General features: G+C 64.2%; 20 protein-coding genes. 4 read left to right on the forward strand and 16 right to left on the reverse strand.

Features of this window, described 5'->3' with window-relative positions; genetic code table 11:
- Nucleotides 1–80 precede the first annotated feature (80 nt).
- Nucleotides 81–1,544 carry a cryptochrome/photolyase family protein gene (locus U0004_RS25780; RefSeq protein ID WP_070255922.1) on the forward strand — a complete coding sequence of 488 codons (1,464 nt, stop codon included), beginning with the start codon at nucleotides 81–83 and terminating at the stop codon, nucleotides 1,542–1,544.
- Here U0004_RS25780 and U0004_RS25785 read toward each other — a convergent pair.
- The 7 genes from U0004_RS25785 to U0004_RS25815 form a co-directional block, all read right to left on the reverse strand.
- Nucleotides 1,537–2,178, reverse strand: coding sequence for a hypothetical protein (locus U0004_RS25785; RefSeq protein ID WP_070255925.1), 642 nt, complete (start codon nucleotides 2,176–2,178; stop codon nucleotides 1,537–1,539). The genes U0004_RS25780 and U0004_RS25785 overlap by 8 nt on opposite strands.
- Before the next feature lie 29 nt (nucleotides 2,179–2,207).
- Nucleotides 2,208–7,520: a hybrid sensor histidine kinase/response regulator gene (locus U0004_RS25790; protein ID WP_070255928.1), complete on the reverse strand. Its 5,313-nt coding sequence runs from the start codon at nucleotides 7,518–7,520 to the stop codon at nucleotides 2,208–2,210.
- 40 nt (nucleotides 7,521–7,560) lie between these two features.
- The gene (locus U0004_RS25795; protein WP_034780233.1) at nucleotides 7,561–9,798 is read right to left on the reverse strand and encodes a methyl-accepting chemotaxis protein; all 2,238 of its coding nucleotides are present in this window, start codon (nucleotides 9,796–9,798) and stop codon (nucleotides 7,561–7,563) included.
- Complete coding sequence (locus U0004_RS25800) at nucleotides 9,798–10,379, reverse strand: chemotaxis protein CheW (RefSeq protein WP_070256117.1); 582 nt, start codon at nucleotides 10,377–10,379, stop codon at nucleotides 9,798–9,800. Before U0004_RS25800 ends, U0004_RS25795 begins: the two co-directional genes overlap by 1 nt.
- 59 nt (nucleotides 10,380–10,438) lie before the next feature.
- Nucleotides 10,439–10,804 (reverse strand): response regulator, encoded by a 366-nt coding sequence (locus U0004_RS25805; RefSeq protein WP_034780235.1) that lies wholly within the window; start codon nucleotides 10,802–10,804, stop codon nucleotides 10,439–10,441.
- Between the two features lie 36 nt (nucleotides 10,805–10,840).
- Nucleotides 10,841–11,263 carry a response regulator gene (locus U0004_RS25810; protein ID WP_070255929.1) on the reverse strand — a complete coding sequence of 141 codons (423 nt, stop codon included), beginning with the start codon at nucleotides 11,261–11,263 and terminating at the stop codon, nucleotides 10,841–10,843.
- Nucleotides 11,264–11,348: 85 nt separating this feature from the next.
- On the reverse strand, nucleotides 11,349–11,501 hold the full coding sequence (locus U0004_RS25815) for a rubredoxin (RefSeq protein WP_034780237.1): 153 nt from the start codon (nucleotides 11,499–11,501) through the stop codon (nucleotides 11,349–11,351).
- A 96-nt stretch (nucleotides 11,502–11,597) separates the two neighbouring features.
- On the opposite strand from U0004_RS25815, the gene thiD reads away from it, so the two are divergent.
- Nucleotides 11,598–12,455: a bifunctional hydroxymethylpyrimidine kinase/phosphomethylpyrimidine kinase gene (gene thiD, locus U0004_RS25820; RefSeq protein WP_034780239.1), complete on the forward strand. Its 858-nt coding sequence runs from the start codon at nucleotides 11,598–11,600 to the stop codon at nucleotides 12,453–12,455.
- A gap of 45 nt (nucleotides 12,456–12,500) precedes the next feature.
- Complete coding sequence (gene hemL, locus U0004_RS25825) at nucleotides 12,501–13,790, forward strand: glutamate-1-semialdehyde 2,1-aminomutase (RefSeq protein WP_034780241.1); 1,290 nt, start codon at nucleotides 12,501–12,503, stop codon at nucleotides 13,788–13,790.
- 2 nt (nucleotides 13,791–13,792) lie between these two features.
- On the opposite strand, the gene U0004_RS25830 is transcribed toward hemL, so the two are convergent.
- The 9 genes from U0004_RS25830 to mpl all read right to left on the reverse strand — a co-directional run bounded on the left by U0004_RS25830 (nucleotide 13,793) and on the right by mpl (nucleotide 23,200).
- Nucleotides 13,793–14,509: an HAD family hydrolase gene (locus U0004_RS25830; protein WP_034780243.1), complete on the reverse strand. Its 717-nt coding sequence runs from the start codon at nucleotides 14,507–14,509 to the stop codon at nucleotides 13,793–13,795.
- Nucleotides 14,510–14,795: 286 nt separating this feature from the next.
- Nucleotides 14,796–15,761 (reverse strand): magnesium/cobalt transporter CorA, encoded by a 966-nt coding sequence (corA, locus tag U0004_RS25835; protein ID WP_034746658.1) that lies wholly within the window; start codon nucleotides 15,759–15,761, stop codon nucleotides 14,796–14,798.
- A gap of 222 nt (nucleotides 15,762–15,983) precedes the next feature.
- Complete coding sequence (gene mtgA, locus U0004_RS25840) at nucleotides 15,984–16,709, reverse strand: monofunctional biosynthetic peptidoglycan transglycosylase (protein WP_070255932.1); 726 nt, start codon at nucleotides 16,707–16,709, stop codon at nucleotides 15,984–15,986.
- Nucleotides 16,706–17,533: a shikimate dehydrogenase gene (gene aroE / locus U0004_RS25845; protein ID WP_070256120.1), complete on the reverse strand. Its 828-nt coding sequence runs from the start codon at nucleotides 17,531–17,533 to the stop codon at nucleotides 16,706–16,708. Before aroE ends, mtgA begins: the two co-directional genes overlap by 4 nt.
- 11 nt (nucleotides 17,534–17,544) lie before the next feature.
- Nucleotides 17,545–18,402 carry a TonB family protein gene (locus U0004_RS25850; protein WP_070255933.1) on the reverse strand — a complete coding sequence of 286 codons (858 nt, stop codon included), beginning with the start codon at nucleotides 18,400–18,402 and terminating at the stop codon, nucleotides 17,545–17,547.
- Between the two features lie 139 nt (nucleotides 18,403–18,541).
- The gene (locus tag U0004_RS25855) at nucleotides 18,542–20,629 is read right to left on the reverse strand and encodes a ribonuclease catalytic domain-containing protein (RefSeq protein WP_070255936.1); all 2,088 of its coding nucleotides are present in this window, start codon (nucleotides 20,627–20,629) and stop codon (nucleotides 18,542–18,544) included.
- 2 nt (nucleotides 20,630–20,631) lie between these two features.
- Complete coding sequence (locus tag U0004_RS25860; RefSeq protein WP_070255939.1) at nucleotides 20,632–21,246, reverse strand: chorismate--pyruvate lyase family protein; 615 nt, start codon at nucleotides 21,244–21,246, stop codon at nucleotides 20,632–20,634.
- Nucleotides 21,243–21,827, reverse strand: coding sequence for a YqiA/YcfP family alpha/beta fold hydrolase (locus U0004_RS25865; RefSeq protein ID WP_070255943.1), 585 nt, complete (start codon nucleotides 21,825–21,827; stop codon nucleotides 21,243–21,245). Before U0004_RS25865 ends, U0004_RS25860 begins: the two co-directional genes overlap by 4 nt.
- Nucleotides 21,824–23,200 (reverse strand): UDP-N-acetylmuramate:L-alanyl-gamma-D-glutamyl-meso-diaminopimelate ligase, encoded by a 1,377-nt coding sequence (gene mpl / locus U0004_RS25870; RefSeq protein WP_071653670.1) that lies wholly within the window; start codon nucleotides 23,198–23,200, stop codon nucleotides 21,824–21,826. Before mpl ends, U0004_RS25865 begins: the two co-directional genes overlap by 4 nt.
- Before the next feature lie 115 nt (nucleotides 23,201–23,315).
- Here mpl and U0004_RS25875 point away from each other — a divergent pair, with 115 nt between their 5' ends.
- Entirely contained in the window at nucleotides 23,316–23,954 is a 639-nt protein-coding gene (locus U0004_RS25875; RefSeq protein WP_070255950.1) for a hypothetical protein, read from the forward strand.
- The last annotated feature ends 5 nt before the right edge of the window (nucleotides 23,955–23,959 follow it).

Raw genomic sequence — 23,959 nt, forward strand, 5'->3', positions numbered from 1 at the left:
CCAAAGGCACGACGCGAGCGGCCATAAAGCCCAGTTGGCGGCAAAAAATCGCCTATCTTTGACCCTGAACACGCGAAATAATGACAATCAAGACTTCCCTGGTGTGGTTCCGGCGCGATCTGCGCGCATTTGACCATGCTGCACTGCATCACGCCCTGCGCCAGAGCCAGGCCGTGCATTGCGTCTTCGTGTACGACACCGCCATCCTGGCAACGCTGCCGCGCCGCGACCGGCGGGTCGACTTCATCCATGCCAGCGTGGCCGAGCTCGCCAGCGAGCTGCGCCAGCTGGGCGGCGACCTGATCGTGCTGCACGCGGACGCGGCCGAGACCATCCCGCGCCTGGCCGCCGAGTTGAACGCCGACGCCGTTTTTGCCAACCACGACTACGAGCCGCAAGCGATCGCGCGCGATGCCGGCGTGGCCGCCGCGCTCACGCGCGACGCGCGCCTGTGGTTCAGTTTTAAGGACCAGGTCATCTTTGAAAAGGACGAGGTGCTGACGCTCTCGGCCAAGCCGTATACCGTCTACACGCCGTACAAGAATGCCTGGCTAAAGAAAATGCGCGCCGAACCCGCCTGCCTGGCGCCGTTCGATATCGAGCCGCATGCGGCCAGCCTGGCGCCGCCGCGCGCCGGCACGCCGGCCTCCCTGCCCACCCTGGGCGAGCTGGGTTTCGAGGCCAGCAACTTGGCCGAACTGGCCATCCCCACCGGCATGGCGGGCGCCAGTCAACTGTTTGAGGATTTCCTGCCGCGCGTGGCCCGCTATGACGTGGCGCGCGATTTTCCCGCCCTGAAGGGGCCATCCTACCTGTCCATGCATCTGCGCTTCGGCACCGTGTCGCTGCGCTATCTGGTGCGCACCGTGGTCGACCTGATGGACCGTGGCGGTGGCGGCGATGGCGCGCCCGTGTGGCTGGCGGAACTGATCTGGCGCGATTTCTATGCCATGATTCTGTACCAGAACCCGCACGTGGAAGGCGGCGCCTTCAAACCCGCCTACGACGCCATCGCCTGGGAAACGGGCCCCGAGGCCGATGCCTTGTTTGCCGCCTGGTGCGAGGGGCGCACCGGCTATCCGCTGGTGGACGCGGCGATGGCGCAGCTGAACCAGACGGGCTACATGCACAACCGCCTGCGCATGGTCACGGCCTGCTTTCTGATCAAGGATCTGGGCATCGACTGGCGCCGCGGCGAAGCGTATTTCGCGCTACACCTGAATGACTTCGACCTGGCCTCGAACAACGGCGGCTGGCAATGGGCCTCGTCGTCCGGCTGCGATGCGCAGCCCTACTTCCGCATCTTCAACCCCGTCACGCAGTCGGAAAAATTCGATGCCAGCGGGCGCTTCATCCGCCGCTACCTGCCGCAGCTGAAGGCGCTGGGCGACAAGGAAATCCATGCCCCCTGGCTGGTGCCGCGCATGCTGCTCGAGCAAAAAAACATCATGCTGGGGCGCGATTATCCGGAACCGCTGGTGCAGCACGACGAGGCGCGCAAGGAGACCCTGGAGCGTTATGAAGTGGTCAAAGTGGTCAAGTAAGGCCACCGGCTTCCTGTGCGGTGAACGGCGTCCACACCGACCGCCAGGCGCCGTGCGGAAGTTTCGCCTGCATGGAAAGGGATAGTCCGCCCGTCCCCAGCGGGTCACCTGGCTGCCATTGCGCAGTGTCCAACTGATTGTCGATGCTCAGTGCCCGCGCCCTTCCCACGTCGACATTGATCATTTCCCGCGTGTCATAGCCGACTTCCAGTATGGGGTGCAGCACCTTGCCCATGCCTGACAAATACAGGGTGTCGACATGGACAGCGGGTTTGTCAAAACGTTCGTACTGCCTCGTCGCGGCGGATTTGAACCCCTTGCCGATGGCGATGCCGATGGTGGCCGGACCGTCGCACCCCAACAGCGCGGCGAGTGCCCAATAGTCATGATCGGCAATGACCAGCCTTGCCAGGCAGCGTACTATCCATGCCGGCTCATCGGCCCTGAACGCATTCCAGTAGGGCTTCAGCGAGTTCTGCAGATAGCCCACTTCATGCAACGCCCCGACGAGGTTGATTTGCCTGTCGATGGAGTCGATATCCTGCAACAGATGGGCCGCGGCCGCGGCGACCGCATGCTCACCTTTGGCCATGGCTTTGTCTTCGAGTTTTTTCAGTTTGGCGTGAAGGCTCATTGTTTTCCTGATTTGGCGATGCACGCCTGTTATGGTTGCCGCGGTGTTTCGGCACCAGCCTCCGTTTGCAGGCGCTGCACTTCCGCCAGCAATTCCTCTTCCTGGAACGGCTTGCCGAAATACGCATTCACGCCCAGCTCGAACGCGTGCGCGCGGTGCTTGTCGGCGCTGCGCGAGGTAATCATGATGACGGGGATGGCGCGCGTCTTGTCGTCGCTGCGCACATTGCGCGTCAAATCAAAACCATCCATGCGTGGCATTTCCACGTCGACCAGCAGCAGGGCCGGCATGGCAGCCGGCTCCAGCGCATACAGCTGTTCCAGCGCATCGACGCCATCCTTGGCCAGCAGCACCTGGTAGCCTTCGCGCTCGAACAGGCGCTGCATCACGCGGCGCACCGTCAGCGAATCGTCGACCACCATCACGCGCACGGCAGGCACGGCCAGCGCGCTGGAAACGGCATGCTGCTCGCTGCTGGCCAGCGCATACTGCGACAACAGTTCCGGATGGTGCTCCAGATGCTGTGCCAGCGCCACCGGATTGAGGATCAGCACGATGTCGCCCGTGCCCAGCACCGTGGCGCCGGCAATGCCCGGCATGCGCGCCAGCTGCGGGCCCACGTGCTTGACCACGACTTCGCGGTTGCCCACCACGTCATCGACCTGCAAGGCCAGCCTGTCATTGCCATTCCTCAGTAACAGCACGGGCGCATAGCGCTGCGTGGCCTGCGCCGCCGGCGTCTCGCCCAGCATGGCCGACAGGTGGTGCAGCGCCAGCGACTGCCCGTGCGACTCGATGCGCCCGGCCGCCCGCACCTGCTCCAGCTGTTCGCCTTTCAGGTGCAGCACCTGCTCCACCAGCACCGATGGCAAGGCATACGTCTTGCCGCTGGCCGCCAGCAGCACCACTTGCGTGACGGCCAGGGTCAGCGGCAGGTGGATGGTAAAGCGCATGCCCAGGCCCGCCTGCGTCAGCGTTTCCACGCGCCCGCCCAGGGCCAGCGCTTCGGAGCGCACGATGTCCATGCCAAAACCGCGCCCGGCCAGTTCCGTCAGGCTGTCGGCGGTGGAAAAGCCGGGCGTGAAAATCAGTTCGGCCGCCTGCGCATCGGTCAATGGCGCATCCGTCGCCACCAGGCCGGCGCCGTGCGCCTTGGCGCGGATGCGTTCCAGGTCCAGCCCCGCGCCATCGTCGGAAAAGGCGATCGCCACTTCATTGCCCTGCTGGCTGACCTGCACCAGCAGCTCGCCCGTTTCGCTCTTGCCCGCGGACAGGCGCGCGTCGCGCGGCTCGACGCCGTGCACGATGGCGTTGCGCAGCAGGTGCTCGAAGGGCGCCGCCATGCGTTCCAGTACGCTGCGGTCGATTTCCACGCCGCCGCCGCGGATGTCGAGGTTGACGCGTTTGTCGACTTCCTTGGCGCTTTGCCGCGCCACGCGGAACAGCCGTTCGGCGATGCTGGCAAACGGCACCATGCGGATCTGCATCAGGTCGCGCTGCAGCTCGCGCGTCAGCCGCGCCTGCAGCACCAGGTCGTCCGTTACCGCATCGACGCTGTGGCTGAGGTTTTCGTGGAACGAGGCCACGTCGTTGACGCTTTCGGCCATCATGCGCGTGAGTTCCTGCAAGCGCGTAAAGCGGTCGAATTCGAGCGGATCGAAATCGCGCTCGCTGCCGACGGCCATGCGCGAGGCGATCTGCGATTCGGCCTGCATTTCCACTTCGCGCAGCTGGCGCCGCAAGCGCGCCAGGTTGTCGGAAAACTCGGCCAGCGAAGCGCCCAGCACGCCGACTTCATTTTCCATCTTGGAGCGCGTGATCGACACTTCGCCAGCCTGGTTCACCAGGCGGTCGAGGATATCGGCGCGCACGCGCACCAGGGCCGCCTTCGGTTCGGCGGCCGGCGTGTCTTCCATGCCCGGCAAGGGCAGCAAGGGCTGCTGCAACTGTTCGAACAGGTGCAGCGCATGGTCGTAGTGGGCCAGCAATTCCTCGAAGGCCTGCGGCGTGGCGGTACCCGCATGCAGCATGTTTTCGATATGCGTCTCGATTTCATGCGCATGCTGGCCCAGTCGCATGGCACCGGCCATGCGGGCGCTGCCCTTGACCGTATGCAGGGTGCGCAGCAGCATCTGCGCCTGGCCACTGTCGTGCGGCTGCTGCTGCCAGCTGCGCAGCGCCTCGCCGATCTGCGGCAACAGGTCGGCGCCCTCCTCCAGGAAAACGGACAATAAATCGAGGTCGAGTTCATCGCTGATTCCGGCGCTCGCCGCCAGCAGCGCGGCCGCGTCGGCCGGCATGATGGCGGGCGACGGCGCTTCCGGCGCCGCGTGCTCCAATGGCGGCGCGTGCTCGAAGCCGGCGTCGAACAGGTCATCGCCGATGCCGCTGTCCTGCATCGGCGCCGGTGCCGGCACTTCGGCAGCAGCCGGCTGCAGCGCGTCGGCGACGATGCTCGCATACGTCGCTTCGAACAGCGTCTCGAGCTGTGGTACAGGAATCTCGGCCAATGCGTCGGCCAGCGCGTCGGGTAGCGACTCCGCAGGCTGGGCCGGCGTGCCGACGATGCTGGCGTAGGCGGCCGCAAACAGGGCGTCGAGCCGGTCTTCCTGGCTCTCGCCGGGCGGCGCCGTCAAGGCGCGCCACAGGGTGTTGAGCGCTTCGATCATGTCCGGCTGCGTTGGCGCCAAATCTCCCAGCGCGAACGCCTGCAGCATTTGCCCGATGCGCTGCGTGGCTTGCTCCAGCACGTCGTGCTGTTCGGCGCGCAGGCCGGCCAGCGGCGGCACCACCGTTTCAATCACCGTTTCAAGCGCGTGCGCCAGGTCGCGCAGGGACTGGAAACCCACCGTGCCCGAGGTCCCCGCCAGCGTATGCACGGCTTGCAGCGCCTCCGCGCTGACGGCGCGCTGTTCATGGCGCCACTCGCCGAAGTCGCGCGTGAGCACGCGCAGCAATTCATCCGTCTCGGCCAGGTAGATGTTGTACAAGGGAAGGCTGATGCGCAGTTCGCCCACGTGCTTGAGGTGATCGTCCGGCGCTTCGTGCAGCGTGGGCGCCGTGGCCAGGGGAAGTCCGATCACATTGCCATTGCTGGCCACGGGCGCGGCCGGGCGCGGCTTGCGCAATTCGAACGGGCCGCCTTCGCGCACGCGCTCGGCCGCCATCAGCAGCATGCCGGCCTCGCGCTCGCGTCCCGCTCCGCCTTCCAGTTCGGCCACCCATTCGCTGAGCTGGTACCAGCCGTAATTCAGCAAGGTGAACAAGTCGTCGCTGACGGGGCGCGCCTCGGCCAGCCAGGTGTTCATGACGCGTTCGATGGCGCCGGCCGCTTCGGCAAACTGCGCCAGGCCGATCATGCGGCTGCTGCCTTTCAGGGTATGGAACGAGCGGCGCAGCATGGCCAGGTGGTCGCCGCTGGCGGCCTGCTCTCGCGGCAGGGCCAGGGTGGTGTCGATAAAGGCCAGCACTTCGCGCGCTTCGGCCAGGAAGATATCGAGCATCTCCGCATCGACATCGGTCACGGCGGGCGCGGCATCCATGCCGGCAGGCGCGGCGGGCGCCAGGGTCTGGTCGAGCAATGGCACCGGTACGGCACCGGCGGCGGCGACTCTCTCAAATGGCAGGGCGCGGAAGGTGCCGGCGGCGGCATCGAAATGGAAACGCCCGCTGGCCGCCTGCGCATTGCGGCCCAGCATATCGACAAAAAAGCCCAGCGCGCTGACATTTTGCGCGATCTCGTCGAGCGCCTCCGCATGCGCCTCCGCATTGGCGCCGCTACCGGCCAGCTGCCGCACGGCTGCGTCGACCTGCAGCACGGCGGCGCGCGCGTCTTCCTGTCCCAGCCCGGCCAGCTGCTGCTGCAACTGGCCCAGCACCGGCGCGACGCCATCGAGTGCCCCCTCCGGCCGCAACGTATCCGCGTAATAAGCGTTGAGCACCTTTTCCACCTGGCGCAGACCCGTCTTCATTTCCTCGGCCAGCGCGGCCACCGTCTGGCCCTGTTCGATCTGGCGCGACATCTCGCCCGCCGTGACGGGCGGCGGCGCTTCGCCTGCCAGCAATGCCTGCAGGCGCGCGGCGATGGTTTCCGCATTGCCGGCAAAATCGTCGGGCAGGCGGCGCAGCTGCTCCAGCCCCGTGTCGGCAAACAGCAGCGCCATGCCGATTTCATTTTCCAGGGCCGCGCTGCGCCCGCTGGCCACGGCTTGCCGCGCCACGGCCGCGCATTCGCGCAGCAGGCTGGCCAAAGCCGGCTGCTTCAAGGACTCTACATGTGCGGCCACCTGTTGCAGCGACTCTTCGAAATCCGTGCCCAGGGCTGGATCGAGGTCGGCTTGCGCCAGACGGCTCCAGCTGGTGCGCGCCTGCGCCAGGGCCGTGCGGGCGCCTTGCAAGGCACCCTGGTCAACCTGGCCGTAGCGCCGCGTTTCCACGTCGGCGGGAACCTGCCCCTCCAGGGCGAAAGCGGCGCGCAGCTGGCGTGCCTCCGGCGTCGGCTCGGTGGCGGCCGCGATGAAGAACAGGGCGTCGCGCAGCATCGATTCGGGCAGGCTGGCCGTGCCCTGCGCCAGGCGGCGCAATTGCAGGTTGATCAGGCCGAACAACTGTTTGACATTGAGCGTGCCCATGCCCTCGCCGCTGGCCGCCAGCCCGGCAAAGGCCTGCATGGCGAACCAGAAGGTGCGCGCCGGCGCTTCCTGCTGCGCGTCGGCCACCAGGGTCAAGGTGGCGTGCAAGTCGCTGGCATGCTGGCGCCGCGTCGCGTCATCCTGCGCCTTCAGGAAAGGCAACAGGGACTTTTCAAAGCGTCCGCGCCAGGCCGGATAATCGGCCACCGGGGGCGCCTGCGCCAGCGCGATGGCATGCCCTTCCAGCATCGATGCCGGCGGAAAGAACAGGTCGGCCGGGTGACTGCGCTCGGCGCCCAGCATGGTTTGCAGGTCGCGGTAGTAGGGAAACAAACGCGTCGGCTGCGGCGGCGTGCCGGCCACCAGATCTTCCAGGTATTCGATCAGGGCCTGATACAGTTCGGCGACGACTTGCGCATGGTCCAGCGTGTATTCGAGGCTGCCGTCACGAAAGCGCGCCAGCGCCTGTTCCGCGCCGTCCGTCAGCAGGCTGGCGCCGGCCACGTCCACCATCACCAGCGCGCCATGCGCCTGGTGCAGATGCGAGCGTGCATGCTGCAGGGCCGTGGCGCGTTCCTCGCGCTCGCGGCCACCCGCCTCGAACAGGGCCGTTTTCGAGCGGCCCAGCGCTTCGCGGATTTCCACCATCACCCACGACAAAGGTTCGCTGTCGAACGGCTTGGACTGCTGTGGACTATCAGGTGTGCTCATGCATGCCTCGGTAAGGAAATCGCCTGGACTGGCGCGGCGTTCAGGCGGCGACGCGGAAGCGCGACACCGAATTTTTCAGTTCCTGCGCCAGCATCGACAGTTTATGGATCGATTGCGCCGTTTGCTGCGTGCCATCCTGGGTCTGCTCCGTCACGCTCAGGATATGCTGGATATTCAAGGCCACGCCGCTGGCCGAACCGGCCTGCGTGCCGGTGGCGAACGAAATGCCCTGGATCAGTTCTGCCAGGTGTTTCGACACCTGGCTGATGTCGTTCAAGGCTGCGCCGGCCGCGTCCGACAGGCGCGCGCCCTCGACCACGCCCTGCGTGGACGTTTCCATCGCCCGCGTCGCATCCTGGGTATCGGCCTGGATGGTGCGCACCAGCGCGCCGATCTGCTTGGCGGCGGCGGCCGAGCGTTCGGCCAGGCGCTGCACTTCCTCGGCCACGACGGAAAAACCGCGCCCCGCCTCGCCGGCCGATGCGGCCTGGATGGCGGCGTTCAGCGCCAGCACATTGGTCTGCTCGGTGATGTCGGAAATGAGCTCGGTGATCTCGCCGATTTCCTGCGACGATTCGCCCAGGCGCTTGATGCGCTTGGACGTATCCTGGATCTGCTCGCGGATTTCATGCATGCCCTTGATGGCGTTTTCCACCGCCGTCGAACCCTGCTGCGCGGCCGCCACCGACTGGCGCGCCACGTCGGCCGAGACGCTGGCCGACTTCGACACGTCGGTAATCGCATTGGCCATCTTGACCACGGTGGCGCTGACGCCCTGGATTTCGCGCGACTGCTGCTGCGACGCGATCAGCAGCTTGCTGGAAATGCTTTGCGCCTGCGTCGAGGCGCGATTGACCTGTTCGGCCGTCGCCGTCACCCTCCCCACCAGGCCGCGCAATTCCTCCACCGTATAGTTGACGGAATCGGCGATGGCGCCCGTAATGTCTTCCGACACGGTCGCCTGCACCGTCAGGTCGCCATCGGCGACCTTCTGCAACTCATTCATCAGGCGCAGGATGGCCGCCTGGTTCTGCTCATTCCTAGCCTTCGCCTCTTCCTCTTTTCCCTGCGACTGGAGCCGCAGGATTTCCGCTTCCTGGCGCCGCCGCTCGGCATCGCGCGTGCGGTTGACGGAGTCCTGCAGCAGCACGCGGCCGATGCCGGCCGCCGCGATCAGGGTCAGCAACACGCCGCCGACCATCATCCAGAAGGCGATGCCCAGGGTTTCCTGGTTCACGTGATACATCTGCTGCAGCAGGGTCAAACGCTGGCGCAGGTCTTCGTTCTCGTTGAAGATCAGCTGTTCGGCGCTTTTCGCCGAACTGAATTTGTCGAGCCGGTCGAGTATCGACGACACCAGCTTCTGGTACGTGTCGAAACTGGCTTTCAACGCCACCAGGCGGTCGCGCAGTTCGGCGTCGCGCGTGGGCGCCAATTGCAGCGACACGCTGCCATTGAGCAAGCCTTCCACGGCGGTGCGGAAATACGTCGTGTCGCGTCCCAGCGAAAATGCCGTTTCCGAGCTGATGCTGCCCGACGACAGAAACTCGCTGGCGCTGCGGCTCATGCGCTGGCTCAGCATCATCAGGCGGCCGATGACGGCCAGGTCGCGCGCATTGCCGCCACGCTGCACCTTCAGGGCCGCGATTTCCTCGGTCTGCGCCAGCAGCGCCGGCGACAGCCCATTCAATTGCTGCAAGGTCTTGTCGAATTCGCCCAGCTCCGGCTTCAGGCGCAGGATGGTGCTGGCCGCGCGGTCGCTGCTGGCCCACTTCTTGCGCGCGTCGGCCACCGCCGCCAGCAGGGCCGCACGCGACTCGCCGATATCGCGGCCGTGATACGTCCCGCCGCGCAGCATCAGGCGGAAATCCTGGTTCAGTTCATTGCGGCTTTCCTCCAGCTGGCGGAAGGCTTCCGGATTGCCTTGCACGGCGTTGGGCGCCGCCTTGCCGATGCGTTGCGAATGCATCAGCGCATCGCTGGCCAGCTGCGTTTGTGCCGAGGCGATATTGCCGCTGCGCGTGTTCAGCCCCACGAACAGCAGGCTGGCGGCCAGGCTCAGGGCCATCAGCGTCGACAGGATGCTCAGCTGCTTTTGCAGCGGAAAATGGCCGATCAGCGGCAGCTTCAAGTCGCTGACCGGCGCGCTGGCCAGCGACTTGCGCCGTCCCAGCGCGTCGCGCAGGCGCAGCGGCAGGTCTGCCGCCGATGCCGGCGCGTCCGCAGCGTGCTGCGCTTCGGGCATGCCGGCCGCCAGAATGGGGGAATTGGCGCCCATCAGCAAATATCCTTGTGGTCGGGGTAGCCGTCAAAGCCGGCATCGAGGAAGCGTTCCGATTGCGCCAGCTGCGCCAGGTCCAGGCGCAGCCACTGCTGCCCTTCGCTGTCGCGCAGCGCCTGCGCCGCCCACGATGGGAGCACACCCTGCGCCGCATCGTGAACGCGCACGGATTGCATCGCGCGCAACTGGCGCAAGCCCAGTACGCGTTCGACCAGCAAGGCGCAATTGAGGCCCAGACGGGGAGAAAACGTGATGATGCGGCAGTGATTGCCCGACACGCAAGCCGGCTCGCCCATGTAGCGGGCCAGGTCGACGACCGCCGTCAGGCGTCCGCGCATGGCCGCCAGGCCCAGGTACCAGTCCTGCGCCAGCGGCACGCCCTGGATCTGCACGCCGGAAGCAATGACGATTTCGCCCAGCTGCGTCAGGTCGAGCAGGCACGGCCGGCCACCGAGCATCACGCCCAGTTCCTTGCGCGCTGCCAGCGCGCCGCTGCGCGCGGCCTGTATCCGCTCGATCAATTGCAGCTGATACTGGCGCAAGCGCCCCTGCCGCGCGCCCGTCTCGAAAGATGGCATGGCAGCGGCAGGCGAAAGGGCCGCTGTGGACACGCCGTGACCTGGCATCGTGTGCATTCTCAGGAAATCGCGGCGATCTTGGCCAGCAGCTCGGCTTCGACCACCGGCTTGACCAGGTAATCGCGCGCGCCCTGGCGCAAGCCCCAGATGCGATCCGTTTCCTGGCTCTTGCTGGAGCAGATAATCACCGGCACGTCCTGCAGTTCGGGATCGCGCGCAATCGCGCGCGTGATCTGGAAGCCATTCGCACCGGGCATCACCACGTCCATCAGGATCAGGTCGGGCCTGGCCTGCTTGAGTTGCGCCAACGCGTCGGCGCCATCCTGCGCCGTGAGGACGGCATAACCGGCACGCACCAGCATCTCGCTCAGGTAATAGCGTTCTGTCGGCGAGTCGTCGACGATCAGAATTGTGTGTATGGCCATCTGCTTCCTTGCTGCGTTGTCAATCAATAAAAACACTTATTCAAAATGCCCGGCCAGGTGCAACCGCACGGCCTCCAGCAGCGCCTCGCGCGCCAGCGGCTTGGCCAGGCAGGCGCTGGCGCCCGCCATGGCACCGCGCGCGCGGTCGAACAAGCCTTCCTTCGACGACAGCATCAGCACCGGCGTGGCGTGGAAGGCCGCACTGGCCTTGATCAGCGCGCAGGTACGGTAGCCGTCCAGGCGCGGCATCACAATGTCGCACACGATCAGCGCCGGCCGGCAGTCGGCGATCTTGGCCAGGGCATCGAAGCCGTTTTCCGCCACCACCACGCGATAACCGGCCTCGCCCAGGATCTTCGCGGCCGCGCTGCGTATCGTCGCGCTGTCGTCGATGACGAGTATCGTGGCGCTGGCGCACACGGCATCGGGCGGCGCCTCGGGCAAAAAGGGACGCGTCATGTGATTATTCGACAATCTTTCATACCATAGCACAGGCAGCCGCGATACCTGCGTGCGGCAGCGGCATCCCATGAATCTCGATTGATTACAGCGCCACCATCTCGAAATCATCCTTGCGCGCACCGCATTCAGGACAGGTCCAGTTCATCGGAACATCGGCCCAACGCGTGCCCGGAGCGATGTCTTCGTCGGGCATGCCGGCCGCTTCATCATAAACCCAGCCGCAAATAAGACACATCCACGTTTGGAATTGCTGCGTTGTTTCGTTGCTACTCACGTTCTGCCACCCTTCAATCAAGTAAAATGCTGAATTAGGTATCTTAATCTACCCGCCGTGCAAAACCAAACTTCTCCCCTCATATTAAGCTTCGGCGTATCCGATCCGGTCGGTGCGATCGGCATCCAGGCCGACCTGGCCACGTTTTCAGCCTTCGGTTGCCATGGCCTGTCCGTCACCACGGGCCTGTTGATCAGCGATACGGCGCGCGTGGAAGACGTGCAGGCGGTCGACCCGGACTGGGTTTCCGACCAGGCGCGCGTGCTGCTGGAAGACATGTCCGTCTCGGCCATCAAGATCGGCGCGCTGGGCAGCGTGGAAAACGTCACGGCCATCGCCGAAATCGTCTCCGACTATCCGAACGTGCCGCTGATCCTCGATCCCTTCATTTCGGCGCTGCCGGAACAGGGCATGGACGATGAAGACATCCTGACGGCCGTGCGCCAGCTCCTGATCCCGCAAACGACCCTGCTGGTGCTCTCGCCGGTGGAACTGGAGCGCCTGGCCGAGACCTGGCGCGACGCCGATCCGGACGACACCCTGCAAAACGACGTCGACTACCTGGTGGCCCTGGGCTGCGAATACGTGCTCGTCACCGGCATGCCGGCCGATGCCAGCAAGTCCGGCACGGCCGAAGGCAAGCTGCGCGCCAACACCCTGTTCGGCGAGGACGGCGTGGTGCGCCACGACGAATGGCAGCACCTGCCTGGCATCTTCAACGGCGCCGGCAGCACCCTGTCTGCCGCCGCCACCGCCCTGCTGGCCCTGGCGAACGATGAAGACGATGTGCCGCAGGTGGTCGTGGCGGCGCAGGAATTCACGGCCGGCGCCCTGGCCCACGCGCAGCGCCACGGCATGGGCAAGCTGGTGCCGAACCGCCTGTTCCGGCAGCAGCGCCAGCGCGGCGCCCAATAAGTACAGACGACACAGACAACGATCCACTTTCAAGGCACGATTATCATGACGACGACTTCACAAAACGACATCCTGTTTGCCCGCGCACAAAAAACCACGCCAGGCGGCGTCAATTCTCCCGTGCGCGCCTTCCGCTCGGTCGGCGGCACGCCACGCTTCATCACGCGCGCCGAAGGCCCGTACTTCTGGGACGCGGACGGCAAGCGCTATATCGACTACATCGGTTCCTGGGGCCCGGCCATCGTCGGCCACGCCCATCCGGAAGTGGTGAAGGCGGTGCAGGATGCTGCCGCGCTGGGCCTGTCGTTCGGCGCGCCGACGGAAGGCGAAGTGCTGATGGCCGAGGAAATCACGCGCCTGGTGCCGTCGATCGAACAGGTGCGCCTGGTATCGTCGGGCACGGAAGCGACCATGAGCGCCCTGCGCCTGGCGCGCGGCGCCACGGGGCGCGACAAGATCGTCAAGTTCGAAGGCTGCTACCACGGCCACGCCGACTCGCTGCTGGTGAAGGCTGGCAGCGGCCTGCTCACCTTCGGCAACCCGACGTCGGCCGGCGTGCCGGAAGATTTCGTCAAGCACACCCTGGTGCTCGACTATAACAACGTGGAACAGCTGAAAGACGCCTTCGACAGCTTCGGCGCGGAAATCGCCTGCGTCATCGTCGAACCGGTGGCCGGCAACATGAACCTGGTGAAAGCCACGCCGGAATTCCTGCAGGCGATGCGCGAACTGTGCACGCAGCACGGTGCCCTGCTCATTTTCGATGAAGTCATGTGCGGCTTGCGCGTGGCCCTGGGCGGCGCGCAGGCGCTGTACGGCATCAAGCCCGATCTCACGGCGCTGGGCAAGGTGATCGGCGGCGGCATGCCGGTGGCGGCCTTCGGCGGCAGCGCGGCGCTGATGCACAACATGGCGCCACTGGGCGCCGTCTATCAGGCCGGCACCCTGTCCGGCAACCCGGTCGCCGTGGCGGCCGGCATGGCCACCTTGAAACTGATCCAGCAGCCTGGCTTTTACGAGCAGCTGGGCGCCACGGCCAAGCGCCTGGCCGAAGGCCTGACCGCCGCCGCGCAAGAAGCGGGCGTGGTCTTCTGCGCCGACTACATCGGCGGCATGTTCGGCATCTATTTCAGCGCCACCCCGCCGACCAGCTACGCGGAAATGATGGCGGGCGACCGCAGCAAGTTCAACGCCTTCTTCCACGCCATGCTGGACGAAGGCGTGTACTTCGCGCCCGCCGCCTTCGAGGCAGGCTTCGTCTCGGCGCAGCACGATGACGCCGTCATCGACGCCACCATCGCCGCCGCGCGCAAGGTGTTTGCCAAGCTCGCGTAAAGTTACACCGCCGCGGTGTCCATCACCGCGGCCACCAGCGCCGGCAGCCTGGCCATGTCGTTGAACACGACATGCGCACCGGCCGCCTTCAGGCGCGCTTCCTGGCCGGGCGCGATATGCCCGCCGCCGATAAACCCCAGCACCGTCATGCCCGCCGCCACGGCCGCAGTCACGCCCGTGACGCTGTCTTCCAGCACCAGGCACTGGCCTGGCGGCACGCCGAAGGCGGCAGCTGCCGCCAGGTAGACGCCCGGATGCGGCTTGGCGTGGCCCACCAGGTCCGGCGTAAAGACGCGCTTGTCGAACAGCGGCGCCATGCTGGTCCGCTCGAGCGCCGACAGCACGCGCGCGCTGACGCTGTTCGAGGCGACGGCCTTGGGCAGGGGAATGGCTGCCAGCGCCTGCGCCACGCCAGGCACGGCGCGCAGCTGCGCGTCGCAGGCCGCATCGACGGCGTTGCCGATGGCCATGATCTCGTCGGCCGGCAATTGCGGCAAGCCCAGTTCCTTGTAGATATCCTGCATCAGCGGCACCAGGCGCTGGCCCAGGCGCGGCTCGATCAAGCCTTGCAGGGTGACGCCCTCGGGCAAGTTCTGCAGGCGCGGTCCCAGCAATTCCAGCAGCGCTTGCAGGGCCACGGCTTCGCTGTCGATCAGCACGCCATCGCAGTCGCTGATCAAATGGGTATAGCGCAGTGGGGTGGTGGCGGTATCAGGCATGGACTCTCCAGAAGGCAACGGTGACGGGAAATGCGGCGGCCAGCCGGCCAAGGCAGGCATCGCAACGATCATAGGTGGAACAGGCGGACGCTACCACGCAGAAAACGTCTGAATGACGATACTTTTCTGCAAAAGGCAGCCAACGGGGGAAAGAATCGGGCGCCAGGCAGGCGTCGACGCGTAAATACCAATTCAATACCACGCAATACCAGTGATTATCGCTGATTTTTGAATTCGCTGCGTTCGTCTTGAAACCGGGACGCGGAAAGCGCCCCGGCGATGCGGTTTACTTCAGCCAGCCGCGGTGGCGGAAGTACAGGAACGGTGCGATGGCGCTGGTGATCATCAAGCCCCAGGCCCATGGATAGCCGAACGACCATTCCAGTTCCGGCATCAGCTTGAAGTTCATGCCGTATACGCTGGCGATCAGGGTCGGCGGCAGGAAGGCCACGCTGGCCACCGAGAAGATCTTGATGATCTTGTTCTGGTTGATGTTGATGAAACCGACGGTGGCATCCATCAGGAAGTTGATCTTGTCAAACAGGAACGAGGTATGGCCGTCCAGCGATTCGATGTCGCGCAAAATCTGCCGCGCTTCCTCGAACTGCTCGGAATTGAGCAATCGGCCGCGCATCAGGAAACTCACGGCGCGGCGCGTATCCATCATGTTGCGGCGGATACGGCCATTCAAATCTTCCTCGTGGGCAATCGCATTCAGCGCTTCGGCCGCGTGCGCATCGGTAAATTCCTTTTGCAGCACGCGCGTGCTGACTTCTTCCAGGTTCTGGTAGATGCCTTCGAGCACGTCGGCCGAATATTCGGCATCGGTGGCGTACAGGTCGAGCAGCACATCCATGTAGTCGGCAATCGAGCCGGGCCGCGAACGGGCGCGCATGCGCACCAGGCGGAACACGGGCAAGTCGTCCGTATGCATGGAAAACAGGATCTTGCGGGCCAGGATGAAGGCGACCGTGATGACGCGCGAGGGACCATCGTCCTCTTCGCGCAGGAAATCTGTGCGCAGGTGCAAGTCGCCGTTTTCCGCTTCGTAATAGCGGGCCGACGCTTCAATATCCTTGACTTCGTCTTCGCCCGGCAGGGTGACGTTGTAGATGGCCTTGACCCAGGCCCGTTCATCATCGGTAGGGTCGGTCAGGTCGACCCACACCGGTTCGGCATTTTCGAGGTCTGCGCGGCTGTCGATCGGCACCTGGTTGAGCCGGCCATTCTGTAATACAAAGACATTGATCATGCGCGCTCTCAGCCGGATGTTGGGTTATCGTGATGTGCTGGCGCTGGCGCCAAAAATGAAAACAGCGCAAGTGTACCCGCAAAGGCCTTTTCACGACCACCCCCGGCACCGCTTTTTCACGGAAAAAGTGCGGCGTTGCACCAACCGGTGCCGATTAAGATGCTGCGCCGCAATAGTGCCAATCAGGCAGCTTTAACTTTATACAAAGAAAGCCGGCTGCCATCAAGGCAGTTCCGCCGCTCCCATGCGGCGCAGGATCACGCCCGTACGCCGGTTCAGGTAGCCCGTATCGCGGTGACGGTCATAAAAGCGGGGGTTCGGCAGCATCACGGCCAGTTTTGCCGCCTGCCCGGCGCTCAGGCCCGCCGCGCTGACCCGGTAATAGTGGCGCCCGGCCGCCTCGGCGCCGAAGATGCCCGTGCCAAACTCCACCACGTTCAAATAAATCTCGAAAATGCGCTGCTTTTCCATCAGGCTTTCCAGCATATACGTGATGATCAGTTCCTGGCCCTTGCGCACATAGCTGCGCGAGCCGGACAGGAACAGATTCTTCGCCAGTTGCTGCGTGATGGTGGAACCGCCCGCCACGACCTTCTGCTTCTTGCTATTTTTTTCATATGCCTTTTGCAAGGCTTCCCAGTCCACGCCTTCGTGCTCGGAAAAATTCGCGTCTTCCGAAGCGATGATGGCCCGTTTCAGGTTGTTCGAGATGCGGTTGTACGGTACCCACGTCTGCTTGATGGTGGCGTTGGGATTCTTGTCCTGCAAGACAGACAGCTGTTCGCGCATGAAAGCCGTGCTGGACGGGTTATGCTCGACCCACCACCAGATTTGCAGGAAGAAATACAGCTGCACGACGATAAACGCCAGCACGGGGACGATGAACAGCCACTTGATCCAGCCGTAGCGGCTGCCGCTGCGGCGCTGGCCCTTCTTGCCGGCGCTCACAGGGCACTGCGCAATTGCGCCAGCAAATCCTGCGTCCGCGGCCGCACGCCGCGCCACACGTAAAACGCTTCAGCCGCCTGCTCCACCAGCATGCCCAGGCCGTCGCGCACCTGCGCGCCATGCTGCGCGGCAAAGTCCATGAAGACGGTGGGCTGGGCGCCATACATCATGTCCAGCGCCAGCGTGTGATCGCCGAAGATTCCCGGCGGCACGGGCGGCAAGTCGCCCGCCAGGCTGGCCGAGGTGGCATTGATGACGATATCAAAGACGCCATCGGGCTGGGTGTAGCCGCCGGCGCGCAACTGAGCGGGTTGATCCAGCGCATCGGCAAACTGCATCACCAGCGCCTCGGCCGTGGCCACGGTGCGGTTGGCAATGAAGATTTCCTGCGGCCCCTGTTCCAGCAAGGGCAGCACGACGCCGCGCGCCGCGCCGCCCGCGCCCAGCAGCAGGATGCGCTTGCCGGAGACACTCACGCCCGCGTTGCGCACGATGTCCGCCACCAGGCCCGCGCCATCGGTATTGTCGCCAAGAATGGTATCGCCATCGAAACGCAGGGTATTGACGGCACCGGCCGCTTGCGCGCGCGGCGTCAGCTCCGTGGCCAGCGCGCACGCGTCCAGTTTGAAGGGCACCGTCACATTCGCGCCCTTGCCGCCCTCGGCGGCAAACGTACGGGCCGCCAGGGCAAAGCCATCTAGCGGCGCCAGGCGGCGATCGTAGACGATGGGTTCGCCCGTCTGCAGGGCAAACGCGGCGTGGATCAGGGGGGACTTGCTGTGGGCGATGGGATTGCCGAAGACACAATATTGATCGGGATTCATTTCTTGCTTGTTCAATTGCTGCCGCCAGTCAGGTTAGCTTCCATTTTTTCTTCGCGCGTAAATTTGAAGCGGGTAATGACGACCCACAGGTCATCCTTATCACTTGACAACATGTTTGGTGGAAAACGGCCATACGGCGCCGCGCGGCGCACGATGGCCAGGGCCGCCGCATCGAGCGCGGCGTTGCCCGAGCTTTTCTCCACGCGGGCGCCGCCTTCCTTCTGGTAAATCGTGCCATCCTGGAAGATAGGGATGTAGACAACCAGTTCGCCATACATCTTGCGGCCATTCTTTTGCGGGAAATTCAGGGTGCCGATTTCCTCGATGCGCTTTTGCAGGGTCTTGTAATACATGGCGTAGCCGACTTCCTGCGTGCTGGGCGTAATGAAAGTCTTGCGCGGACGCTTGTTCTGGTCTTCCACGGTCTGGCTGATCTCGGCCGCCATGCGCGCGATGGCCTTGCTGCTTTCCATCAAGTCCGAACCGGATGCGAGTGGATTGGGCTTGTCTTTTTCCGTGACGGGCGCGGCGCTGTAGGGCGTCGGCCTGGCCGCCTGCGTCAGCAGCTCCTGCTGCTTCTGCTCGAGTTCGGCAATGCGCCGGGCGCTGGCCTTGACGCTGTCGCCCTCTTCCACCTGGCGCATGTCGGGCAAGGGCGACTTGGCGCGGCCCTTGTCGGCTTGTCCGCCACCGTCGAGATTGGCTTGCGCCAGGGCATCGGCCTTCAGCGGCTTGTTCGCATGCTTGGCGTTGACCAGGATCACTTCCAGGCCGGGATCGGTCGCCACAGCCCGCTGCGGGGCCGGGGCGACAAAATGCATCGCCAGCAAGGCGCCGTGCGCCAGCAGCGATACCGCCACGGCAATCATCAGGAAACGATTCTCTCGGAAAGACTTCACGCGCAACCCAATTCGCAACAAACACACCATAACAAGATGGCTGAATTCTACGTCAAAGGGCGGTGCCGGCAACAGTTTTCAGCACCGCCTTGATGGCCTGACGACGGCCTTACTTGACCTCGGGTTCGCTGACCACGTCTTCGCTGGCCAGTTCCGCCACTTCCGCATCGGCGTCGCTGACCTGGTTCGCCGCTTCCGGCGATGCCTCCGGCGCCACGTCGCTCTCGTCGGCGCCTTCGTCGCCCGATTCTTCTTCGTAATCCAGTTCGGCATCGGCCGCCGCATCCGGTACGGCGGCGATTTCCAGCAGGCGCGCTTCGATACTCAGGTCGACCTCATCCCAGCGCAGCAAGTCCAGTTTTACCTGGGCGCCGCGCGCCACCGATGGCATGCCCGGCAGCTTGATGACCAGCGGAATGTCGACCAGACGCAGGATCTCGTCTTTCAGCACGACGGCCTCGACCTGGCGCGCGTTTTCCTGGTGCAACCAGCGCAAGCACCAATAGCGTTCCATGTTCGACTGGAAATCGCCATACGCGGCATACGCAGCGTCGAAGGCCGAAACGATGGCGAACAGATTCGCATCGCGCGGCTTGAACGGGGCCACCAGCGGCGCCGTCACGCCATGCTCGGCGCAGGCGATGATTTGCCACTGGTTCACCAGGTCCGTATAGCGGCGCAACGGCGAGGTGCTCCACGCGTATTGATCGACGCCCAGGCCCTGGTGCGGCGCCGCATGGGTGACCATGCGCACCTGCATCTTTGCCGCCCAGCTATTGCCACTGCCACCGCCCTGGCTGCGATAGATGCCGGGCACGCCATGGTCGTGCAGCATCTTGCCCCAAGTACTGTTGGCAAAAATCATCAGTTCCGCGACGATCTTGTCGAGCGGCGCGCCACGCTTGCGGCGCGCCACGGTGACGATGTCGTTTTCCACATAGAAATTGAAATCGACGCGGTTATTCTGTTCCGGCTTCAAGCCGAACGCTTCGCGCTTCTTCATGCGGCCCTGCTCCAGCTGCTGCGCCCATTGCCACAGCACGGCAAAATCGGCCTTGTGCGGGTACTCGCCTTCGCCGCTGGCCAGGGTTTCCTCGTTGACCAGATCGTCCAGCTGGTTATGGCGCAAATTGCTGGCAATCGGCACCAGCTCGGCGCGCGTCTGCGTGCTGACCACGGCCCAGTCCGCTTTCGGGTCCAGCGTGGCGTACAGCGACAGGGCCGGGCACGTCGTGCCTTCCGCGAGGGTAAACGCGTTGACGATTTCGTCCGGCAGCATGGTGATCTTGTCGCCCGGCATGTAGACGGTCGACATGCGCTGGCGCGCCATCTTGTCGATCACGTCTTCCGGGCGGATGCCCAGGCCCGGCGCGGCGATGTGGATACCCACTTTCACGGTGCCATCGGGCAGCGGCTGCACGGAGAAGGCATCGTCGATCTCGGTCGTGGTCACGTCGTCGATCGAGAAGGCGGCCACGTCGGCCAGCGGCAGCTTGGCCGTCACGGACGGCACGGGCACGCTCGGGAAGCCGGCGCCTTTCGGGAAATTTTCGAAGAGGAATTTCGACAGGTGCAAGTCTTTCGGCGAAGCAATACCGCCGACAGCCAGCATCAAACGCGGCGGCGTCGTGTGCAATTCCGTGCACGCCGCTTCCAGCGCCTTGTATTCAATCGTGTTCTTGTCCGGCTTGAACAGCAGTTGCAGCACCATGGGCTGCATCGAGGCAGGCAAGCGGTTCTGTTTCAGCTCTTCCACATAGGCGGCTTGCACCAGCGCCTGCTGCTTTTTCTTTTCGATACCGGCCAATGCCGCCTTCAGCGACGCTTCCGGCGCCGCCTTGTAGCGGCCACGGCCTTTCTTGTAGAAATACACGGGCGCCGAATGCAGGGCCAGGATCAGGCCGGCCGCTTCCGGCGGCAACGGTGCGTGGCCGAAATACTCGGCGCCCAGCTCCGCAAAGCCGAACTCGTCTTCGCCCGCCACTTCCCACAGGAAATCGAGGTCGATCTCGGCAGCAACGGCCTTGGCTTGCTCCAGCAGCTCGGCAGGGGACGGCTTTTCATACTGCAGCAGCACATCCTTGACCTTGACCTTGGTACGCTTGCCGCTGGCCATTTCGACCTGGTACGCTTCACCCGCTTGCGACAGGACCGTGCCGACCTTGAAATCGCCGGATTCTTCAAAAAATAGATTCATTGTTATGCTTTGTTTATTAATGTGTCGGTTGCAACGGTGCGAGTGACGGACGTCAACTCCAGCACCGCCGGCAAAAATACTTCAGTTACCAGCAACAACCCCTGGTGACGCTGGTACAGGCAGCGGCGGGCAAAAAACAGCGCCTGCTCGCCGGCGCGCTGCCCTTCCAATGCCAGCGCCGCCTGCGCCCGCTGCACCAGCGGGTGGCTGGCGCGCAAGCGGGCAAATTCCAGTTCGCCGCGCCGCACCATGCGGTCGCCAAACAAGGTCGTGCCCAGCGAGCGCTCGCCCAGCGCGGAAAACAAGGGCCAGTCCGTGGCCGTCGCCTGCATGGGCACGACGGTATGGCCAAACACGGCCGGTTTGTTATCACAACGCAACAGCACTTCGCGTTCCCATACCCGGCCCGCGCGGTGCAAACCGATGATGGCGGCCTCGTCCGTCAAACAGCGCGATGTTTTCTGATGCAAACATTGCACGCGGAACGCCTGGCTATGCGCTTTCAGCTTGGCCGTCAGCGAACCGCCGCCCGTGAGCCAGTGGCGCAAGGCCGGCGGCGCATTGACGGCGTTCACGTGCGCATGCCATTGCGCCTGCCGCAGCGACCCCGGCCTCACTTGGCCGCGTCCGCGTCGATGCCGCAAAATGCCAGCACGGGCGCCAGGTATGCGGCAAATTCGCTGATGCCATGGTCGCTGCCATCGATGACGCACTGCTGCGCCCCCTGATAATGCGCCACCATGTCGCGGTAGTCGAGTACTTCATCGCCCGTGGCGGCAATCAGGAAATAGCGTTGCAGCTCAGTAATTTTCTCTACGGCAAAGGTTCGCAGCTCGGCTATGTATTCACGCTTGAACTCGAATGGCTTGTCCGAATGGAACTCGGTCGTCACGCCCACATGCTGTTCCAGGTCGATCAGGGGCACGATGGCAGGGTTCAGCAGCACGGCGCGGCAACCGAGCTGCTCCGCCAGCCAGGTGGCGTAATAGCCGCCCAGCGAGGAGCCGATGATCGTCAGGTCGGCCGGCGCCACATCCTTGACCAGCGACAGGGCCAGTTCGATGGCCAGCTTGGGCGAGGCCGGCAATTGCGGGCACAGCCATTCGGCCTCGCGGCCCAGCGCCTGCATCTGCGCGGCCAGCAGGCGCGACTTCATCGACAGGGGCGACGAGCGAAATCCATGCAGGTACAGAATCATCGGCCCAGCGCCTCCAGCAACTTCTGGTGCACGCCGCCAAAGCCGCCGTTGCTCATGACCACGATCTGGTCGCCGGGACGGGCGCTGGCTGCCACGGCGGTCACCAAGGTATCGATGTCTTCGTAGGCGCTGGCAAGCTTGCCCAGCGGCGCCAACGCGTCGCCCAGGCTCCAGCCCAGCGCGGCATGGCTGCCGAAACCGAAGACCAGGTCGGCATCCTTGAGGCTGCCCGGCAGCGCATCTTTCATGGCGCCCAGCTTCATGGTGTTCGAACGCGGTTCCAGCACGGCCAGGATGCGGCCGCTGCTGCCTATCTTCTGGCGCAGCCCGCCCACGGTGGTGGCAATGGCCGTCGGGTGGTGCGCGAAATCGTCGTACACGGTAATGCCGTTGACCACGCCGCGCACTTCCATGCGGCGCTTGACGCTCTCGAAGCTGGCCAGCGAAGCGCAGGCCTGGGCAATCGGCACGCCCACGTGGCGCGCGGCGGCGATGGCCGCCAGCGCATTGCTGCGGTTGTGCTTGCCCGTGAGCGCCCACGCCACATGGCCTTCCTGCCGGCCATTGAAATACACGTCAAAGCTGCCATCGGCCTGCTCTTGCAGTTGCCAGTTGGCATCTTGACCAAAACTTTCCTTTTCACTCCAGCAACCGCGCGCCAGCACCCGCTGCAGCGACGCTTCGTCGCCGTTGAACACGAGGCGGCCAATGCCGGGCACGGTGCGCACCAGGTGATGGAATTGCGTCTCGATCGCGTGCAGATCGGGGAAGATGTCGGCGTGATCATATTCCAGGTTATTCATGACGGCCGTCTTCGCGTGGTAATGCACGAACTTGCTGCGCTTGTCGAAGAAGGCCGTGTCGTATTCATCGGCTTCGATGACGAAGAAGTCCGAGTCGGCGCTCTTGCCGTCGATTTTGCCGCTGAGGCGGGCGGAAATGCCAAAGTTCATCGGCACCCCGCCGATCAAAAAGCCCGGCGCGTAGCCCGCGTCTTCGAGTATCCAGGCCAGCATGGCCGAGGTTGTCGTCTTGCCATGCGTGCCCGCCACGGCCAGCACCCACTTGTTGCGCAAGATGTGTTCACCGATCCATTGCGGGCCGGACACATACGGCAGGCTGCGGTTGAGGATTTCTTCCACCAGCGGGTTGCCGCGCGAAACCACATTGCCAATCACATACAAATCCGGGTTCAGCTTGGTTTGTTCCGGATCAAAGCCCTGGATCAGTTCGATTCCCTGCGATTCCAGCTGGGTGCTCATCGGCGGATACACGTTGGCATCGCAACCAGTGACTTTATGGCCGGCTTCCTTGGCCAGGACAGCCAGGCCGCCCATGAAGGTACCGCAAATGCCGAGAATATGAATATGCATGTGATCAGTGCGAAAGGTGCACGCTTAAGTAAGTAAGACGGTGAGATAAAAAACAGCAAGTGCAGGATTTTACCTGACGCCATGACTTTTTCCGCTTCGGAGTATCATCTCGCTCATGACAAACGATGCATTTGACGATAGCGCGCAGTTGCGCCTGGAAATCGCTGCCGCTGCCGCGCGCCTCGTGGCGCAGGATGGCGCCGACTATGGCAGCGCCAAGCGCAAGGCGGCGCGGCAAGTCCTCGGTGACGCGCCGAACCTGCCCAATATACTGCCTGACAACGACATGATCGAAGAACAGGTGCGGCAATACAATGCCCTGTTCCTGGCCGACAGCCAGCCGGCGCGATTGTTCCAGCTGCGCACGATCGCGCTGCAGGTGATGGAGGCGTTGCAACAATTTCATCCCCTACTCAGTGGCCCCGTGCTCAATGGCACGGCCGGCCCCCACGACGAGATCTATTTGCAGCTGTTTGCCGAGAGCGCCAAGGAAATCCACATCTTCCTGCTCAATAAAAATGTCGTGCTCGACATGTCCGAAAGCCCGCATTTCAAGGGAGCGCGTTATGATGCGGTCGAGACAGCCAGTTTCTTGTGGAAAAACGAAGGCGTGCACGCGGCCCTGTATGAGCTCGACGATATGCGCGGCGCGCTGAAAGCCAAGGCGGACGGCAAGGTGCTGCGCACCGATATCGCCGGGCTGCGCAGCCTGCTGGCCGCCAGCCTCGCCGATGGCGTGCCGGCTGCCCACTAACATTG

The organism is Janthinobacterium lividum, from assembly GCF_034424625.1.
Taxonomy (GTDB): domain Bacteria; phylum Pseudomonadota; class Gammaproteobacteria; order Burkholderiales; family Burkholderiaceae_D; genus Janthinobacterium; species Janthinobacterium lividum.

Excerpts from the sequence above, each read along its gene's own strand:
- U0004_RS25780 (WP_070255922.1), top strand. The coding sequence starts at position 81 with ATGACAATCAAGACTTCCCTGGTGTGGTTCCGGCGCGATCTGCGCGCA.
- U0004_RS25785 (WP_070255925.1), bottom strand. The coding sequence starts at position 2,178 with ATGAGCCTTCACGCCAAACTGAAAAAACTCGAAGACAAAGCCATGGCC.
- U0004_RS25790 (WP_070255928.1), bottom strand. The coding sequence starts at position 7,520 with ATGAGCACACCTGATAGTCCACAGCAGTCCAAGCCGTTCGACAGCGAA.
- U0004_RS25795 (WP_034780233.1), bottom strand. The coding sequence starts at position 9,798 with ATGGGCGCCAATTCCCCCATTCTGGCGGCCGGCATGCCCGAAGCGCAG.
- U0004_RS25800 (WP_070256117.1), bottom strand. The coding sequence starts at position 10,379 with ATGCCATCTTTCGAGACGGGCGCGCGGCAGGGGCGCTTGCGCCAGTAT.
- U0004_RS25805 (WP_034780235.1), bottom strand. The coding sequence starts at position 10,804 with ATGGCCATACACACAATTCTGATCGTCGACGACTCGCCGACAGAACGC.
- U0004_RS25810 (WP_070255929.1), bottom strand. The coding sequence starts at position 11,263 with ATGACGCGTCCCTTTTTGCCCGAGGCGCCGCCCGATGCCGTGTGCGCC.
- U0004_RS25815 (WP_034780237.1), bottom strand. The coding sequence starts at position 11,501 with ATGTGTCTTATTTGCGGCTGGGTTTATGATGAAGCGGCCGGCATGCCC.
- hemL (WP_034780241.1), top strand. The coding sequence starts at position 12,501 with ATGACGACGACTTCACAAAACGACATCCTGTTTGCCCGCGCACAAAAA.
- U0004_RS25830 (WP_034780243.1), bottom strand. The coding sequence starts at position 14,509 with ATGCCTGATACCGCCACCACCCCACTGCGCTATACCCATTTGATCAGC.
- corA (WP_034746658.1), bottom strand. The coding sequence starts at position 15,761 with ATGATCAATGTCTTTGTATTACAGAATGGCCGGCTCAACCAGGTGCCG.
- aroE (WP_070256120.1), bottom strand. The coding sequence starts at position 17,533 with ATGAATCCCGATCAATATTGTGTCTTCGGCAATCCCATCGCCCACAGC.
- U0004_RS25850 (WP_070255933.1), bottom strand. The coding sequence starts at position 18,402 with ATGATTGCCGTGGCGGTATCGCTGCTGGCGCACGGCGCCTTGCTGGCG.
- U0004_RS25855 (WP_070255936.1), bottom strand. The coding sequence starts at position 20,629 with ATGAATCTATTTTTTGAAGAATCCGGCGATTTCAAGGTCGGCACGGTC.
- U0004_RS25865 (WP_070255943.1), bottom strand. The coding sequence starts at position 21,827 with ATGATTCTGTACCTGCATGGATTTCGCTCGTCGCCCCTGTCGATGAAG.
- mpl (WP_071653670.1), bottom strand. The coding sequence starts at position 23,200 with ATGCATATTCATATTCTCGGCATTTGCGGTACCTTCATGGGCGGCCTG.
- U0004_RS25875 (WP_070255950.1), top strand. The coding sequence starts at position 23,316 with ATGACAAACGATGCATTTGACGATAGCGCGCAGTTGCGCCTGGAAATC.